The organism is Plantactinospora sp. CNZ320 (assembly GCF_002846275.1).
Window position 1 is genome coordinate 2,055,845 of the sequence record NZ_PJMP01000001.1, and the last position, 15,812, is coordinate 2,071,656.

Sequence of the window (15,812 nt, forward strand, 5' to 3'; positions counted from 1 at the left end):
TCTCGCGCGGCGGATTTGCACGTATCGACGACTCCGAACATGATCCGGTAGGCTCCTCGACGGTTATCTGAAATTTTCCGGAAGTTGATCGGAAAAACTGCCGGAAAGCCACCTTTCCACCGGACTCGACCCGGCCCCGCCACCTGCGCGGCGGGACTGGTGCAGGAGGTGATGGCCGTGGTCGATGGCCCCACCATCGGCGTACTCACCATGTCTGTCGGTTGCGACTATTTCGGCAGCATTCTCGGCGGAATCGCGCGTACGACCGCCCTCGCGGGTGGCCGGATGATCGCCATTCAGACGCTCGGGGCCGGCACATTCGACTTCGACCCGCCCGAACCTCCGGACTTTCCACACCTCGTGGCCTGGGATCACGTCTCCGCGTTCGTGGTGATCCTGAACTCGGCGTCGCCGGGATACCTGACCTCGATCCAGCGCGCCGGCAAACCCGTGATCATGATCAGTGACTCGATGCCCGGCGTCACCTGCCCGGTCGTACTTCCGGACAACCGTGGCGGGGTACGCGAGGCGGTCCTGCACCTGGTCGAACACGGCCACCGGGAGATCGCTTTCGCCGGATACCTGGAACTGCGGGATCTGCGCGAACGTTACGAGGCATATCGCGACGCCCTGCTGGAATGTGGGATAACCCCCCGTACCGATCTGCATTTCGACACCGGCGACAACCGGGAGAGCGGCGGTGAGCGGGCCGGTCGGGCGATGCTGGCCGCCGGGCTGCCGTCCACGGCGGTGATCGCCGGAAACGACCTCAACGCGATCGGGCTGCTCCGCACCTTTCTGGACGCCGGCGTGGAGGTGCCCCGCGAGCAGGCGGTGGTCGGCTTCGACGATATGGAGGGGGTCGTCTACTTCACCCCGAGCCTCTCCACGGTGCGGCAGAGCTTCGAGTCCCTGGGCCGGATCGCCGCCGAACTCGCACTCCGCGCCGCGCGCGGGGAGGAGATCGAGGCCGGCACCTTCTCCGTACCGACGTCGTTCCAGGCCCGCGAGTCGTGCGGCTGCGCCGACCCGCTGGCGCCCGGGGCGCTGGTGGCGAAGCCGGACGCCGAGCTGTCGACCGCCGAACACCTGGTCACCCGACTCGTCGCGGCGCTGCCGGATCAGGTCGATCCGCCCCGCCGGGCCACCATCGCCCGGGCCGGCACCCTGGTCGCCGACGCTCTCGCCGCGGCTGCGGACGACGCACCGGGCCCGGATCTGGTCGACCTGCGCCAGGCCCTGGTCGGGCTACAGGCCCTGAGCCACCGGCATCCGGAGGGCGTGGTCCGGATGATGGACTCCATCCGGCGGTACGGGTTGGGCCTGGCCCACCGGCTCGGGCAGCACGACCGGGCCGGTGCCGAACGGGTCCGGGCCGGCACCGAGGAGATCGTTGTCACGCTGGCGCAGAGCCGGTCCCGGACGCACCGGATCGAGGAGAACGAGTTCCAGACCACCCTCAAGACGCTCTACACGGTCAGCAAGAACCTGCTGCGCAGCCACGAGAAGGACCCCCGCGCGCTGGCCTGGATCCAGGACACCAACGCCCGGGGCGGCTGCCTCGGGCTCTGGTCGCGCCCTCAGGCCGGGGGCGACGACGACACCGAACGGACGCTCGACCTGGTCAGCATGTTCGAACGGGACCGTGGGCCGGTACCGATGTCGGCCGGGCCGGTACCGCCCCGGTCGTTCCCGCCGGCCGAGCTGGTCGATCTCGCCGACCTGGACGCCGACCAGATGGTCTACGTGGCACCGTTGCAGATCGGCGCCAGCGACTGGGGGATGCTCGCCGTCGTCGGCCCGATCGAGGCGGAGGTGGCCAGCGGCCGGGAGATGATGAACCAGTGGGCGGCCCTGCTGACCATCGCCCTCGACCACGACGCGGTGCTGAAGTCCCTGCGTGAGCAGGAGGACCTGCTCCGGCACGCGGCCCTCTACGATCCGCTGACCGGGCTGGCCAACCGCTCCCTCTTCCTGGACCGGCTCCAGGCGGCCGTCGCCGCCCAGGCCCGGCACCCGGAACGGCACTACTCGGTGCTGCTGCTCGATCTCGACGGTTTCAAGCTGGTCAATGACAGCCTGGGTCACCTGGCCGGCGACCGGCTGCTGGTCCAGGTCGCCGAACGGATCCGGGCCAGCGCCCGGGAGGCGGAGGTCGCCGCCCGGTTCGGCGGGGACGAGTTCGCCGTACTGCTGCGGCACCGTTGCGACGGCGAGGACCCGGTCGCGGTGGCGGAACGGATCCGAGGTGCGCTGGACGTACCGTTCCGGCTCGGCGAGGAGGAGTTCGTCGTCTCGGCCAGCATCGGCATCTCCCGCAGCAGCACCGGCTACCAGCACGCCGAGGACGTCATCCGGGACGCCGACACCGCGATGTACTCGGCGAAGTGGCAGCGCAAGGGCTCGCACGCGGTGTTCGACGTCGCCATGCACGATCGGGTCGTCGGACGGCTGCGCACCGAGGCGGAGCTGCGCCGGGCGCTGGAGACCGGCGGCTTCGAACTGCGCTACCAGCCGATCGTACGGCTGACCGACGGGCGTACCCACGCGTTCGAGGCGCTGATGCGCTGGCGGCATCCGGTACGCGGACTTGTGGCACCGGGCGAGTTCCTGCCGATCGCCGAGGAGAGCGGGCTGATGCCGCTGATCGGCCGGTGGGCGCTGGCCGAGGCGTGCCGGCAACTCGGCGCCTGGCGGGCGGGCGGCTCCGCACCGGAGGGGCTGCGGATGAGTGTCAACGTCTCCAACCGGCAGTTCTGGCACACCCGCCTGCTGGAGGACATCGAGGAGAGCCTGCGGGCGGCGGGGCTGGACCCGGCGGCCCTGATCATCGAGATCACCGAGGGTGTCATCGTGCACGACGTACCGGCGGCGCGGACGAAACTGGCCGCACTGCACGAGCTGGGCGTACAGCTGCACATCGACGACTTCGGCACCGGGTACTCCTCGTTGCAGGCGTTGCACCACCTGACGATCGACGCGTTCAAGATCGATCGATCCTTCGTGGCACCGCTGGCGACCGACGGCAAGAGCCGTGAGCTGGTCCGCTCGATCGTCTCGATGGGGCTCAACCTGGGGCTGGAGTTGGTGGCCGAGGGGATCGAGACCGTCGCGCAGCGGGAGCAGTTGCGGCGCTTCGGCTGCCACCACGGTCAGGGCTATCTCTTCGCTGGCCCGGTCAGCGGGGCGGAGGCCGAGGCGATCCTCCGCGACGGTACCCCGGTCGGTCTCCCCCGCCTGGCGGCCCGAGCCGTCCGCTGATCCGGGCCGTCCACGACGGCCCACCACCATCCATCGCCCCGTCCGGCAAGAGTTCTCTACACCCGGCTGCCCACACCGGTACCCCGGCTCGCGCGTCCTCGCCGCGCGGCTAGACATCGACTGGCACCGTTGAATATATTTCGATCGACGCCTTGAAATATTTCAGCGCCAGCACCGCCACCGACAGTCGACCCGCCACCCCAGCGAGGAGCCCTCATGCCCCGTCCGCGTTCCCGGCCGAGAGGCCGCCTGTACGCCATGCTCGCCGCCGCCGCCCTGGCCGTCGCGGCCGGCGCCGCCGCGGTCACGATCGCCGCCCCACCGGTCGCCGCCGCCGCCTGCAACGGCTACGTGGCGCTCACCTACGATGACGGTCCGAACACGAGCACCACGAACGCGCTGCTCAACGCACTGCGCTCGGCCGGCGCCAGGGCCACGTTCTTCAACATCGGCCAGCGGGCCCAGCAGAACCCCGCACTGGTACGCGCCCAGCAGCAGGCCGGGATGTGGATCGGCAACCACAGTTGGACGCACCCGCACATGACCCAGCTCAGCACCGCACAGATGACCTCGGAGATCAGCCAGACCCAGCAGGCCATCCAGCAGGCCACCGGAACCGCGCCGAGGCTGTTCCGGCCGCCGTACGGCGAGACCAACGCCACGCTGCGCTCGGTGCAGGCCCAGTTCGGCCTTACCGAGGTGCTCTGGAGCGTGGACTCCCAGGACTGGAACGGCGCCAGCACGGCCCAGATCGTCCAGGCCGCCAACAACCTCACCGACGGCGGCGTCATCCTGATGCACGACGGCTACCAGAGCACCATCAACGCCGTGCCGCAGATCGTCACCAACCTGGCCAACCGCAACCTCTGCCCCGGGATGATCTCCCCGACCACCGGTCGAGCCGTCGCACCCGACGGCACCAACCCGACCAACCCGCCCACGAACCCCCCGACCAACCCGCCCACGAACCCGCCGACGAACCCGCCCACCAATCCGCCGACGAACCCGCCGACGCAGGGGCCGGGCGGCTGCACCGCCACGGTCTCGCTGAACTCCTGGACCGGCGGATTCGTCGCCACGGTACGGGTCACCGCCGGCTCGTCCGGCACCAACGGCTGGTCGGTCGGAATGAACCTGCCATCCGGCGCGAGCGTCACCAACGCCTGGAACGCCAACCGCAGCGGCAACAGCGGCGCGGTCACCTTCACCAACGTCAGCTACAACGGCCGGATAGCCGCCGGACAGTCGACCGAGTTCGGCTTCCAGGGCACCGGCAGCGGTACCGGGATCTCACCCACCTGCACCGCCAGCTGACAGTCGCCGCACGTTGACAGTCGCCGCACGCCGACGGCCGGCTCCCGCAGGTTGACGGCAGCAACGAGATCCGTCCCGACGAGATCCGCCCCCGACGCCCGGTGCGCCAGAGGAATTCCGGCGCACCGGGCACGCCCGTGCCCGCGTCCGACCTCCGGGCCGGCGGGTCCGTCCGGTCCGGATCTGACGTCAGGCACCCGCGGATCTGACGTCGGGTGCCCGGCCGAACCCCTGCTCGGCCGGGCACCCGACGTCGACCGTCGGGCTCACGGACCCACCGCCCCCAGCGCGCGGTCCGCGGATGCCGTCCGTACGACGGGCTCCGGTGCAGAAACACCGGATCCCGTCTCCCCCGTTGGACGACGGCACCTCCCCGTACCCACGCGTCCCGGCACCTGTCCCGTTGGATGCCGGCCACGCGTTCGCAGCGATGATAGGCACAAGGCAGGCGATCGCGTCAACACGTGTGGACACCCCTATGGCATGCTGTAAACGTCTGAACCCAGTTTCGGAGGAGGCCAGATGGTGGAGGAGGCGGGCGAGTTCCGCAGTCCAGGGGCCCTGGCCGACCGGTTGGACCGGCTCTTCGACCGGATCCGCAAGCCCGACGGCAGCGCGTACAGCCTGCGCGAGGTGGCGGAGGCGATAACCGCACAGGGCGAGTCGATCTCGCACACCTACATCGGGCAGTTGCGTACCGGAAAGAAGCGCGACCCGAACCTCAGCCACCTCCGGGCGCTGGCGAAATTCTTCGGCGTACCGGTGGAATACTTCACCAGTGACCAGCTGGCGGCCGACGTCGACAGGGAACTCGACCTCGCCGCCGCGTTGCAGCAGGTACGCGCCCGCACCGTGGCGCTGCGCAACTCCGTCATCCCGGAGGCACAGTCCGCCATCAATGCCCTGACCGAACTGCTCGGGGTGATTCGCGTCCTTGAACAGGGCAGGCCGGACGCGGATGATGGCGCGTGAATGCGGGTCGCGATCTGGCGACAACACGCCGCGCAGAGGGACGGTGGGCCCATGACGCTACGGCAGGTACGCCGGCGCTGTGAGCAACTGGCACGCGGCATCCGGGTACCGGATCCCTTCGACCTCGACACCTTCATCAGCGACTTCGGCGCCGATCGGGGGCGTCCGGTCCACCTGATCGCGTTCGACCTGCCGCCCGGCGCGCCGTGCGGGCTCTGCGTCTCGACCGACACCGCCGACTACCTGGTGGTGACCTCCGCCGCGACCGGGGTGCAGCAGGTGCACATCGCCCTGCACGAACTGGCACACCTGCTGCTGGAGCACCGGCTGCACCTGCTCGACGACGTGCAGGGCAGCCGGCAACTCTTCCGGCACCTCGACCCAGGCGTGGTACGGGCGATGTTCGCCCGGACCAACTACAGCAGCCAGGAGGAGCAGGAGGCCGAGATGCTCGCCTCGCTGCTCGGGCAGCGGGCCGGGCTGTGGCGCCCGGCCGCGCCGCGTACCCCCAGCGACCCGGTGGTCGAGCGGCTCGGCCAGTCGCTGGAGCACTAGAGTGTTGCCGGATGGACGGTAAGAGCGGCGCCTTCCTCTTCTGCGCGACTGTGGCGTGGATCGCGGTGGGTTACAAGGTGGTGGCACTCGCCCGCAATCCCCGCAACCTCAATCTGTGGGTGCTCACCCTCTGCATCGCCCTGCCCGCAGCCGGCTTCACCATGTCCGTACCCGCCGTCTACTCGGCGGTGAACCGCTTCTTCGGGGTACCGAATCTCGCCTCGCTGCTGGTCTACTCCTGCATCGTCGGATACAGCGTCACCGCGCTGATCATGCTCATGCTCTGGCACATGCCGCCGGCCGAGGCGCTGCCCCGGGCCAGGGTGCTCGCCGTCTTCTACGGCCTGGTGCTGGTCGCGATGGCGGTGCTCTTCGCCAACAGCGGCGCCACCGTCGAGGCGCCGAGCGACTTCGACGACGTCTACGGTCCGCGCCCGGTCGGCGGCACGTTCCTGCTGGTCTACGTCTCCGCCTTCGCGGTCGGCCTCGGTGTTGCCGCCTGGCGCAGCCTCCAGTTCGCCAACCGGGTCGCCCGGACCGACGGCCGCCCGTGGCTGCGCCGGGGCCTGCGGCTGGTCGCGGCCGGTTCGATCGTCGCGCTCGGCTACTGCCTGGGCAAGGGCGGGTACGTCGTCGCCGCCTGGTTCGGCACGAGGCTGACCACCCTGAGCAACCTCGGTACCCTCTGCGCCTGCCTCGGGGCGCTGGTGATCACGATCGGCTTCACGATTCCGTCCTGGGGGCCGCGGCTCTCCGCCGCCGCGGACAGGTTGGACCGGGCCCGCACCTACCTTCGGCTCTATCCGCTCTGGCACGCCATGTACCAGGCGATGCCGGAGATCGCCCTCGACCCGCCCGCGTCCCGCCGGGCCGACCTGCGGATGCTGCGCGATCTCGACTTCGCGCTCTACCGCCGGGTCATCGAGATCCGCGACGGCCGGCTCGCACTCGCGCCCTACCTGGCCCCGGCCGACGCGACTCCCCCGCCGGCCGGTCCCGGCGCCGACGATCCCGGTAGTCCCAGCTCCGGTCTCGGTGGTGCTGGTCGCGGCGGTCGCGGTGCCAGGACGGCCGCCGCGACAGGCGAGGCGATCCGGATCCGGGACGCGCTCGCCCTGCTGCGCGCGGCCAACCTGGACCAGCGGTCGGTGCCCCCGGCCGCCACGCCGGCCCGGGAGAGCCGCCCCGGGCCGACGGACGACGGCGCCGACCTCGCCGGTGACCTGGAGTTTCTCGGCCAGGTCTCGTCGGCGCTGCGCCGCCTGCCACCGGTGACCACCGCGCCCGCCGCCCCGGGTACGCCGGTGCGGAGCTGACGGCCCGGAGCTGACGGGATGCTGCACCGGCCCGGCCGATTCGACAGGCTTCGCCAGATCCGCGAACTCGACCCGGTGCGGGACTGCCACGAGATCTATCGGACCACGGCGCTGTGGGAGTTCCCGTTCGACGTCCGGATGGGGCTGCTGCTGGCCTTCTGGCGTACCTTCGCCGTGCCGTCGATCGCCGAACTGCTGGCCGCGACCGGCGAGACCACCTCCCGGACCGAGCGCCGCGCCGACGACACCGGCATCCTGATGTACACCCTGATCGAGCACGGCCTCGACCACCCGCTGGGTCGGGCGGCCACCCGTCGACTGAACCAGTTGCACCGCAGGTACGCCATCGACAACGACGACTACCTGTACGTGCTCGGTACCTTCGTCTTCGTCGGTACCCGGTGGCTCGACCGGTACGCCTGGCGCCCGCTCTGCTGCCACGAGCGCACCGCGATCTACCACTTCCATGCCGAGCTCGGCCGACGGATGAACATCCGCGCCATTCCACCGGATCTGGCGAGCTACGCGAGCTGGTACGACAGGTTCGAGGCCGAACGGTTCGCACCCACTCCGGCCGCCCAGCGGCTCATCACCGCGACCAAGGGACTGCTTGCCGACCTGCCGAAGCCGCTGGTGACGATCGGTGGGCGGGTCGCCGACGCGTTGCTCGACCCACCACTGCGGAAGGCGCTCTCGGTGACCCCGCCGCCGTGGTGGGCCCGAGCATTACTGGCCGGCGGGCTCGCCGGACGTGCGAGGTACCTGCGGCACGCGGCGGCACCACGCGAGCGGCCGTACCTCGACGGCGGCTTGCGGGCGAAGACGTACCCGGACGGTTACGACATCGCCACGGTCGGCCCGGCAGAGCGACGCCGGCCGACCGGGGCGGAGCTGCGGGTGGAGGCGGTGCACCGCATCGACAGCCGGAACCTGCTGATGCTCTCGGGCCGGCACAGCGGCGGTCCCCTCGCGGTCGGCGACGCGGTGGCGATCCGGACGCCGGACGGCGGGACGATCCGCGCCACCGTCCGCGCCGTGGAGCTGCACGGACGCCCGGGCAGCACCACCGTCGGAGTCGACTCCGGCAGCCACGAGATCCCGGCCGGCTCCGTCGTGCTGCGCAGCACCTGAACCCGACTCTCGCCGATCCCCGCCCGGAAAACGTCCACGAGCGGATGGTGCCGGACGGGACCACGGCGCACGGACGGACTTGAGCCGATCGCCTTATTGAGATATGTCTTTATGGATATGTCTCACTCGTAAGGGGATCTGCGATGAGCGACGTTCGACGGATCACCACCGCGTCCGCGCTGGCCGTGGCGTGCGTGGTGGCACTCGTACCCGTCAGCCACGCGCCACCGGCGAGCGCCCGGCACGACGCGTCGTGGTCCATGGGTGGCCACGACATCCGCAACACCAGGTCGAACCCGGACGAGCGGAAACTCTCCCCCTCGACGGTCGGCGGCCTGGAGGTCGCCTGGAGCGTCACCACCGACGGCGACGTCTCGGCCACCCCCGCCGTGGTCGACGGGGCCGTCTACTTCCCGGACTGGGGCGGCACCTTCTGGAAGGTCGACGCCGCGACCGGGGAGGTGATCTGGTCCCGGTCGGTCGCCGAACTCGCCGGAGTCGCCGGCACCTTCTCCCGGACCTCCCCGGTGGTGGCCGGCAACACCGTGTACCTCGGCACCCAGGCCGGCGCCCGGCTGCTGGCGATCGACACCGAGACCGGCGAGCTGCGCTGGAGTGCCGCGATGGACGCCCACCCGGACGCGATTCTCACCTCGTCGCCGGCCATCCACCGGGGCGTGCTCTACCAGGGCGTCTCCTCGCTGGAGTTCCTCAACGCCGGCGACCCGGCCTACGACTGCTGCACCTTCCGGGGCAGCCTGGTGGCGGTCAACGCGGCCACCGGGAAAATCCGGTGGAAGAGCCACACCCTGCCGGACCAGGGTGCGGGCGGCGACGTCTTCTCCGGCGCGTCGGTCTGGGGCAGCACCCCGACCATCGACCCGGGAAGCCGCACCGTCTACGTCGGCACCGGACAGAACTACTCGATCCCCGCCTCGGCCCGGGAGTGCCAGGAGAACGGTGGCACACCGCAGGAGTGCCTGCCGCCGTGGAACGCCAAGGACTCGATAGTCGCGATGGACATGGCGACGGGCAAAATCAGGTGGTCGACCGGGCCGCCCCGGTTCGACGAGTGGAACCTCGCCTGCATCCCCGGCTTCCCGCCGAACAACTGCCCCAACCCGGGCCCGGACCACGACACCAGCGACGGCACCCACCTCTTCACCATCCCCGGCCCGAACGGGCGACCGCGCAAGGCGGTGGGGGCCGGACAGAAGAGCGGCGAGTTCTGGATGCTCGACGCGCTGACCGGGGAGATCATCTGGAGCGCGTCGGTCGGGCCGGGTTCGGTGCTCGGCGGCATCGAGTGGGGCACCGCCAACGACGGCGAACGGATCTTCTTCGCCGAGACCAACTACGACCGGGAGCCGTACCAGCTGCCCGACGGCCGAACCATTGACCACAGCTCGTTCGGCGCACTGGACGTGGCGACCGGGGAGATCCTCTGGCAGGTACCGGAACCGCACGGCGGCCTGGCGGTCGGCCCGGCGACGACCGCGAACGGCGTGGTCTACTACGGCTCGCTGAACGGCTACATGTACGCCCTGGACGCCGACGACGGCGAGGTGCTCTGGGAGTACCAGGGCGCGGGGGCGTCGAACGCCGGGCCGGCCATCGTCGACGGCAGGCTGTACTGGGGCAACGGGTACCAGCGACTCGGCGCCACCAGCACCACCTTCTACTCCTTCGCACTGCCCGGCAGGGGTGCCGGTACGCGTCCGTGACCTGGCACGGGCGCTGATCCACGACCCGGACCCGCCCCGCGCGGCAGGACGTTGCGCTCGGGGCGGGTCCGGCACACTCAGCCTGGGGTGTTCTCCCGGCTATCCTGGTGCCGACCCGCGACGGCGTCGTTCGCACTCGAATCGAAAGATGGGGCTGTGACAGAGACTTCGGCGACAACAGGCGAGCAGACACCATCCAAGATGGACACGACCGTCCCGCAGACGGCCCGGATCTGGAACTACCTGTTGGGCGGCAAGGACAACTTCGCCGTGGACCGCGCGGTCGGCGACGAGATCATCCAGGCCCTGCCGCAACTCGCCGAGAGCGCCCGGCTGTCCCGGGCGTACCTGGTCCGCGCGGTGCGGTACCTCGTCGGCGAGGCCGGCGTACGGCAGTTCCTCGACATCGGGACCGGGCTACCCACCGCCGACAACACGCACCAGGTGGCCCAGTCGATCGCGCCGGACGCCCGGATCGTCTACGTCGACAACGACGCCCTCGTGCTGGTGCACGCCCGGGCCCTGCTCGCCAGCAGTCCGGAGGGTGTCACCGACTACATCGACGCCGACCTGCGGGACACCCGGACGATCCTGCACGAGGCGGCCAGGACCCTCGACCTGACCAAGCCGGTGGCGCTGTTCCTGATGGGGATCCTCGGGCACGTCGAGAGTGACGACGAGGCCAAGTCGATCATCGACGAGATCATGGGTGCCCTGCCGTCCGGCAGCTACCTCGCGATGTACGACGGCAGCGACACCAGCGAGGCGAACACCGAGGCCGTACGGATCTGGAACATCTCGGCGAACCCGCGATACCACCTGCGCAGCCCCGAACGGATCGCCCGCCTCTTCGACGGTCTCGAACTGGTCGAGCCCGGCGTGGTGTCGGTGAACGAGTGGCGGCCGGATCCGAGCACCCCGACACACGTCATCGACCAGTACTGCGCGGTCGGCCGCAAGCCGTAGCGTGGTCGGCCGGCGCCGGCGGTGCGGAGGGCCGTGACGGTCCTCCGCACCGATCTCCCGAGGGTGGCCGGGGGCGAGTTACCGGGGCCAGGCGCAGTGGATGTGCGTGGCGTGGTCGGCGTCATCCCCCGGCCCCAGCACCTCCGTCGCGCCATAGGCCCGGCAGGCGTCCTTGAACGCCTGGTTGAACGGGTTGGTGCTGGTGACCCGGGTACCGTTGATCGTGTCGACGTCGAACGCCTTGCCGGCGTAGTGCCGGGAGTTCGCCCCGTGCCTGCTACCCGCGATCGCGGTCACCCGGAAGTTGAAGCCGTTCGTGAGATGCAGGCTGAGAATGCCCCGCAGCATGTCCAGGTCGAGGTTCACACTGGTCCTGCCGACATGGCTGAAGTCGCTGGTACTGGCCGGCAGCCCGGCCGCCGTGTCCACGATGTTCTGCCGGGCGGTCGACGCCGGATCCGACTGCCCGCCGACGTGGAAGGTGAGCAGGTCGATCGCCGGGATGTCCCGGATCGCGGCCGCCGGGTTGTAGGCCGGCAGGCCCGTGCTGAACACTCCCGACCCGAGCGAGACCGACAGGGTGGGCGTGCCCAGCCCGTAGCACGGGGACAGATAGCGCTGCCCGGCGGGCAGTGCGAAGCAGCCGCCCCACGGAATCCCGTTGGTCTGAAGTGCCAGGTCGAAGCCGATTTCCAACTGGCGTGCGCCGTCGTAGACGCGACCGTCGATCAGCACCGCGCCGAGGCTGTAGCCGTAGTAGTAAGAGGAGAAGGCGAAGGGTGCTGCGGCGGCGACGACCGAACCGTTGTACCTGGCGCCGCTGGTCCGCTCGATCAGGTACGCCTGGCCGGCGCCCGCGAGGTAGAAGTTGCAGACGATCTCCGCCAGGTAGTCGACCCGGGCCAGGGCGGTGCCGTTGAGCGTCACCTGCCGGCTGATGTACGGCACACAGGTCAGCGGCTCGTCCTGGGCACCGGTGACCCTGCGCGGGGCCGGCCCGGCCTTCGGCGCTCCGAGGGTGATCCCGGTGCCACTCGGTACGGACGCGACGGAGCGCCGACCAGCGGACCGGATGGCGGTGTCCGGCGCCAGCCCGGAGACTCCAGGGGCGGCCACCGCCGGCCTGGCCGGCAGACTCGGCGCACTCGGCGCACCGTCGACTCCGGGCGTGCCGGCGTGGGCTGGTCCGGCGTATCCGAGTGTCCCAGCCACCGCCAGTGCCATGGCCAGGACCAGTGTCCCGCTCCTGCGTCGCCCTCGGCGTGACCTCCTGAGGTCCGGTCCGGACTGATCGATCGTGCCGGCCGCATCGAGTCGGGCGTCCCCCTCGACCGCCGGACCCGTCCTCGTCGAGGAAGCCGCCGCGCCTCCCGCCACCGACGACGTTGTACTCCGTACCCTGCCTGTCCGCTTCATGCTGCCCTCCGTAAACCGAGGTACGTGTGCGGGTCAGGCTCGCAATACGGACTGGACGGCAACTGGAGGTCTATTGAACGCATGGAGATCGATCCGGCCCGGAATAGGCAGGGGCGTCCGGTCGAGCAGGTTGGCTGCGGTCGGGAGTGTTCAGGTGGTGGTGGTCAGCCGAGCTTCCGCTCGTAGCAGATCGACACTGTCGAGCCGATGTAGTCGCCGAACTGTGGGATCTCCTGGTAGCCCTCCCGGCGATAGAAGCGCTGCGCGTCCGGCTGAGCAGTCCCGGTCTCCAGCCGGAGCGTCGTGCACCCCTGCTCGGCCGCAGCCGACTCCAGGGCACGTAGCAGACTGGTCGCCACACCGCTGCCGCGGACGTGCGGTTCGACGTACATGCGCTTGATCTCGGCGGTCGTGGCGTCCAGCCGGCGCAGTGCGCCGCAGCCGACGGCCTCGGTGGTGATCGGATCGGCCGCGACGATGAAGAGGTCGATGTCGGCCTCCGACGGCGGTGTCCCGGGCTCGTGGTCGTCGCAGCCGTAGCGGGCGTCGAGCTCGGCCCGCTGCCGCATCCGTAGCTCGGTGCCGGCCGGGTCGTGCCACGGCCGCGCCTCGATGATCCACCGCTCGGTTTCCCGCATCTTCTTCTCCATCCCGGATCGGCTCGCAGCCGCCGCGCACCGCAGCGGTAACGCCTGTTACCGTAACGGATGTTACCGGTGCAGCGGAACGATTTGGGAGTGGGACTGATGTCACGGAGGGCTGATCGACCGGCGCAGGAGGCGCAACTGTCCCGAGGGGTCTGGGACGTCCTGGCCCGGCACGGGATCGAGCGACTCACGATCCGGGCGGTCGCCGCCGCTGCGGGCTGCACCACCGGGCTCGTCATGCACCGGTTTCCGAACCGCCGCGCCCTGCTCCTGCACGCCCGCCAACTGTTGCACGAACGGACCCGCGCCCGGGTGGAGGCCATCGAGTCGGACGCGGCAGATCCGGCAGCCGCGCTCCGTGCCGTACTCGCGCAAGGGCTCGCGCTCGACGAGGAGACCGCCACCGAGAGCGTTGTCTGGGTGGGTTTCCTGGCCGCATCCGTCGGCGACGACGAGTTGACCGCCCAGCACCGCGCCAACAACCAGGCCTGGCGCGACCGGATCTCCGGACTTGTCGCCGCCGTCGCGCCCGACTGGACCGACCGGCAGGTGGCGACGACGACCTTCGCCCTGATCGCCATGGCGGAGGGCGCCGCCGCGCTCGCGTCCGCCGATCCGGACGGCTATCCACCGGCCGCCCAGATCGCGGCGCTCGACGCGACACTCGCCGCTTTCGACCTGACCTGAGCTGACCCGCTCGGAAAAGCAGCCGAAACGGTGGCTCAAACCATCGGGCGGTGCCGAGTGACGTTCAGACCGCTGCGCAACGTCAGCCTCAACCCGTGGCGGATCGGAATGGTCGTCGCCGCCGCGCTCGTCACCCTCCACATCGGGCACGGCCGAGAAACATGACCTTCATTAGTCAGTCGCTTGCTCGGACAATCTCATCGAAATTCAGTACGGATGGGGGCTGCCTCGGGCTGTCTCGCCAACGGCACCTCTCTGGTCAAGGCATTGGCAGTAGAGGTCTCCGTTGGCGAGACAGCACCGGCCGTGGGTGAGACAGCCCCCTCCGCACAGGGGTCAGTAGGACATGGGTATCGGATTCGCCGAGGGGAAGATCAGTAGCAGTTGCGCGTGTGGAAGACCACCCTCGTCACGGTCACGGGCACGTACAGGTGACCGTCACCAGAGGTGGCGCAGAGGGTGCCGGTGTAGACCGTCCCGGACCACGTGGCGGTCCAGGTGATGTCGACGTTGCGGGAGGTGTAGTTGTAGAAGTTGAACACCGTGACGTTGCCGGACCAGTCTGTGGTGGTCACCAGGGACTGAGGCGCGGTGGGACCCTCCGGCGGGTGATCCGTGTTGGCCCAACCGCAGAACGTGCCCTGCGTGCAGTTCCCGGGCGGCCAGATTCCGTAACCTGCTTCAGAGTTTGCCGCCGCCGAGGCGGGAGAAGCGGTGGCCAGCACGCCTGCGACGGCTGCGGCGACAGCGAGGGACTTCAACAAGCTTCACCTACTTTCGAGCGGAACGTATTGACGCATGTAAAATTTACGCGCGGAAATTTGACGAGTCAAGAACCTGACGTGATCCCGCTCGCTGGGCGAGTACGACGTGTCGGTGCCTGTGGGCCAGCAACTGCTCGGCCCCGACGGCGAGGCTCATGCTTCGGCCACCACTCGCACCAGGATCATGCCGGCCAGCCCAAGCCCGGTGAAGACAAGCGCGGCGACGAGCAGGCGACGGGCGAGCACGGGTTGATCGCGCACCAGGTAGGTGGTGATCCCGAAGGCGCCACCGACGACACTCAACGCCATCGGAATCAGCGTCGTGGGCGTTACATCGCCCGAAAAGATCAGGAACCCGGAGACGAGGGCGAAGAAGATCGCTACGTTCGCGAGGGCGCTGCGGAACAGCCGCAAGGAGCTTGCTCGCAGTGCTGCGACCTCCTGCTGATACCTCTCGTGCGGGCTCTTTCCCGTCTCGGAGGCTCGTCGCCAAACGTTACGGGGCGGGTGCCCTGAACTCATGGCGGGCACATTAACAACGCCGAGCATTACCGGCAGTCCAGACGATCGGGAGACCTTTCCCTGGACTAATGGGTGGCGAGTCGTTCCAACAGGGCGGTGCTTCGGGCCAAGACTGCCCGCTCCTCATCCGTGAGTTCGGCTTCGATAGCCCGCGCGAGCCATCCGGCCCGGCGGCCCCGCTCTGCTTCGAGCACGGCCCGCCCAGCGTCCGACAGCTCGACCAGCGACTTACGGCGGTCCGTGGGATGCGCGCGGCGCATGATCAGGTCCTGTTCCATGAGCAGCCCGACCGTACGCGCCATCGACTGGGGGCGCACCCGCTGATCGACGGCGAGGTCGCTGGTGGTCATGGCGCCGTCGCGGTCGAGGGCACCGAGCACGGCGATCTGGCCGAGCGGAATGCGGTCCTCGTGTTTGACGCGTCGGGTCAGCTTGCCCATTGCGGTGCGCAGTTCAGCGGCGATGGCGGCGGCTTCCGAGCTGGGCATAGGGCACTTTACCTGTGAGTCACCACAACCGCGCAGCCGACCTGCACAG

At 69.7% G+C, this 15,812-nt stretch carries 14 protein-coding genes; 9 read left to right on the forward strand and 5 right to left on the reverse strand.

Annotation, left to right across the window (positions count from 1 at the left end; translation table 11 throughout):
• The first annotated feature begins 177 nt into the window (after window positions 1-177).
• The 8 genes from CLT71_RS08840 to CLT71_RS08875 all read left to right on the forward strand — a co-directional run bounded on the left by CLT71_RS08840 (window position 178) and on the right by CLT71_RS08875 (window position 11,239).
• Window positions 178-3,261 carry an EAL domain-containing protein gene (locus tag CLT71_RS08840; protein ID WP_158242205.1) on the forward strand — a complete coding sequence of 1,028 codons (3,084 nt, stop codon included), beginning with the start codon at window positions 178-180 and terminating at the stop codon, window positions 3,259-3,261.
• A gap of 216 nt (window positions 3,262-3,477) precedes the next feature.
• Complete coding sequence (locus tag CLT71_RS08845; protein ID WP_101366682.1) at window positions 3,478-4,575, forward strand: polysaccharide deacetylase family protein; 1,098 nt, start codon at window positions 3,478-3,480, stop codon at window positions 4,573-4,575.
• 522 nt (window positions 4,576-5,097) lie between these two features.
• Window positions 5,098-5,547, forward strand: coding sequence for a helix-turn-helix domain-containing protein (locus tag CLT71_RS08850; protein ID WP_101366683.1), 450 nt, complete (start codon window positions 5,098-5,100; stop codon window positions 5,545-5,547).
• A 51-nt stretch (window positions 5,548-5,598) separates the two neighbouring features.
• On the forward strand, window positions 5,599-6,102 hold the full coding sequence (locus CLT71_RS08855; RefSeq protein ID WP_143743417.1) for a hypothetical protein: 504 nt from the start codon (window positions 5,599-5,601) through the stop codon (window positions 6,100-6,102).
• 11 nt (window positions 6,103-6,113) lie between these two features.
• Window positions 6,114-7,418 carry an MAB_1171c family putative transporter gene (locus CLT71_RS08860; protein ID WP_101366685.1) on the forward strand — a complete coding sequence of 435 codons (1,305 nt, stop codon included), beginning with the start codon at window positions 6,114-6,116 and terminating at the stop codon, window positions 7,416-7,418.
• Window positions 7,419-7,436: 18 nt separating this feature from the next.
• Window positions 7,437-8,549, forward strand: coding sequence for an oxygenase MpaB family protein (locus CLT71_RS08865; RefSeq protein ID WP_101366686.1), 1,113 nt, complete (start codon window positions 7,437-7,439; stop codon window positions 8,547-8,549).
• Between the two features lie 143 nt (window positions 8,550-8,692).
• The gene (locus tag CLT71_RS08870; protein WP_101366687.1) at window positions 8,693-10,273 is read left to right on the forward strand and encodes an outer membrane protein assembly factor BamB family protein; all 1,581 of its coding nucleotides are present in this window, start codon (window positions 8,693-8,695) and stop codon (window positions 10,271-10,273) included.
• Between the two features lie 156 nt (window positions 10,274-10,429).
• Complete coding sequence (locus CLT71_RS08875; protein WP_101366688.1) at window positions 10,430-11,239, forward strand: SAM-dependent methyltransferase; 810 nt, start codon at window positions 10,430-10,432, stop codon at window positions 11,237-11,239.
• Between the two features lie 78 nt (window positions 11,240-11,317).
• Here CLT71_RS08875 and CLT71_RS08880 read toward each other — a convergent pair whose 3' ends face one another.
• Together CLT71_RS08880 and CLT71_RS08885 are read right to left on the reverse strand one after the other, a co-directional pair.
• Window positions 11,318-12,451: a hypothetical protein gene (locus CLT71_RS08880; RefSeq protein ID WP_486483152.1), complete on the reverse strand. Its 1,134-nt coding sequence runs from the start codon at window positions 12,449-12,451 to the stop codon at window positions 11,318-11,320.
• A gap of 368 nt (window positions 12,452-12,819) precedes the next feature.
• Entirely contained in the window at window positions 12,820-13,293 is a 474-nt protein-coding gene (locus CLT71_RS08885; protein ID WP_101371272.1) for a GNAT family N-acetyltransferase, read from the reverse strand.
• 108 nt (window positions 13,294-13,401) lie between these two features.
• Between CLT71_RS08885 and CLT71_RS08890 the strand changes: the two genes are divergently transcribed.
• Window positions 13,402-13,989 carry a TetR/AcrR family transcriptional regulator gene (locus CLT71_RS08890; protein WP_101371273.1) on the forward strand — a complete coding sequence of 196 codons (588 nt, stop codon included), beginning with the start codon at window positions 13,402-13,404 and terminating at the stop codon, window positions 13,987-13,989.
• Between the two features lie 374 nt (window positions 13,990-14,363).
• On the opposite strand, the gene CLT71_RS37890 is transcribed toward CLT71_RS08890, so the two are convergent.
• The 3 genes from CLT71_RS37890 to CLT71_RS08905 form a co-directional block, all read right to left on the reverse strand.
• Window positions 14,364-14,564, reverse strand: a complete 201-nt coding sequence (locus tag CLT71_RS37890; RefSeq protein WP_486483153.1) for a hypothetical protein — start codon at window positions 14,562-14,564, stop codon at window positions 14,364-14,366.
• 342 nt (window positions 14,565-14,906) lie between these two features.
• Window positions 14,907-15,167: a hypothetical protein gene (locus tag CLT71_RS08900; protein ID WP_101366691.1), complete on the reverse strand. Its 261-nt coding sequence runs from the start codon at window positions 15,165-15,167 to the stop codon at window positions 14,907-14,909.
• A gap of 173 nt (window positions 15,168-15,340) precedes the next feature.
• On the reverse strand, window positions 15,341-15,763 hold the full coding sequence (locus tag CLT71_RS08905; protein ID WP_101366692.1) for a MarR family transcriptional regulator: 423 nt from the start codon (window positions 15,761-15,763) through the stop codon (window positions 15,341-15,343).
• Window positions 15,764-15,812: the final 49 nt, after the last annotated feature.

Bases quoted from the DNA above. Each gene is read 5' to 3' on its own strand.
- CLT71_RS08845 (WP_101366682.1), top strand. From the start codon at position 3,478: ATGCCCCGTCCGCGTTCCCGGCCGAGAGGCCGCCTGTACGCCATGCTC.
- CLT71_RS08850 (WP_101366683.1), top strand. From the start codon at position 5,098: ATGGTGGAGGAGGCGGGCGAGTTCCGCAGTCCAGGGGCCCTGGCCGAC.
- CLT71_RS08855 (WP_143743417.1), top strand. From the start codon at position 5,599: ATGACGCTACGGCAGGTACGCCGGCGCTGTGAGCAACTGGCACGCGGC.
- CLT71_RS08860 (WP_101366685.1), top strand. From the start codon at position 6,114: ATGGACGGTAAGAGCGGCGCCTTCCTCTTCTGCGCGACTGTGGCGTGG.
- CLT71_RS08865 (WP_101366686.1), top strand. From the start codon at position 7,437: ATGCTGCACCGGCCCGGCCGATTCGACAGGCTTCGCCAGATCCGCGAA.
- CLT71_RS08870 (WP_101366687.1), top strand. From the start codon at position 8,693: ATGAGCGACGTTCGACGGATCACCACCGCGTCCGCGCTGGCCGTGGCG.
- CLT71_RS08885 (WP_101371272.1), bottom strand. From the start codon at position 13,293: ATGCGGGAAACCGAGCGGTGGATCATCGAGGCGCGGCCGTGGCACGAC.
- CLT71_RS08890 (WP_101371273.1), top strand. From the start codon at position 13,402: ATGTCACGGAGGGCTGATCGACCGGCGCAGGAGGCGCAACTGTCCCGA.
- CLT71_RS08905 (WP_101366692.1), bottom strand. From the start codon at position 15,763: ATGCCCAGCTCGGAAGCCGCCGCCATCGCCGCTGAACTGCGCACCGCA.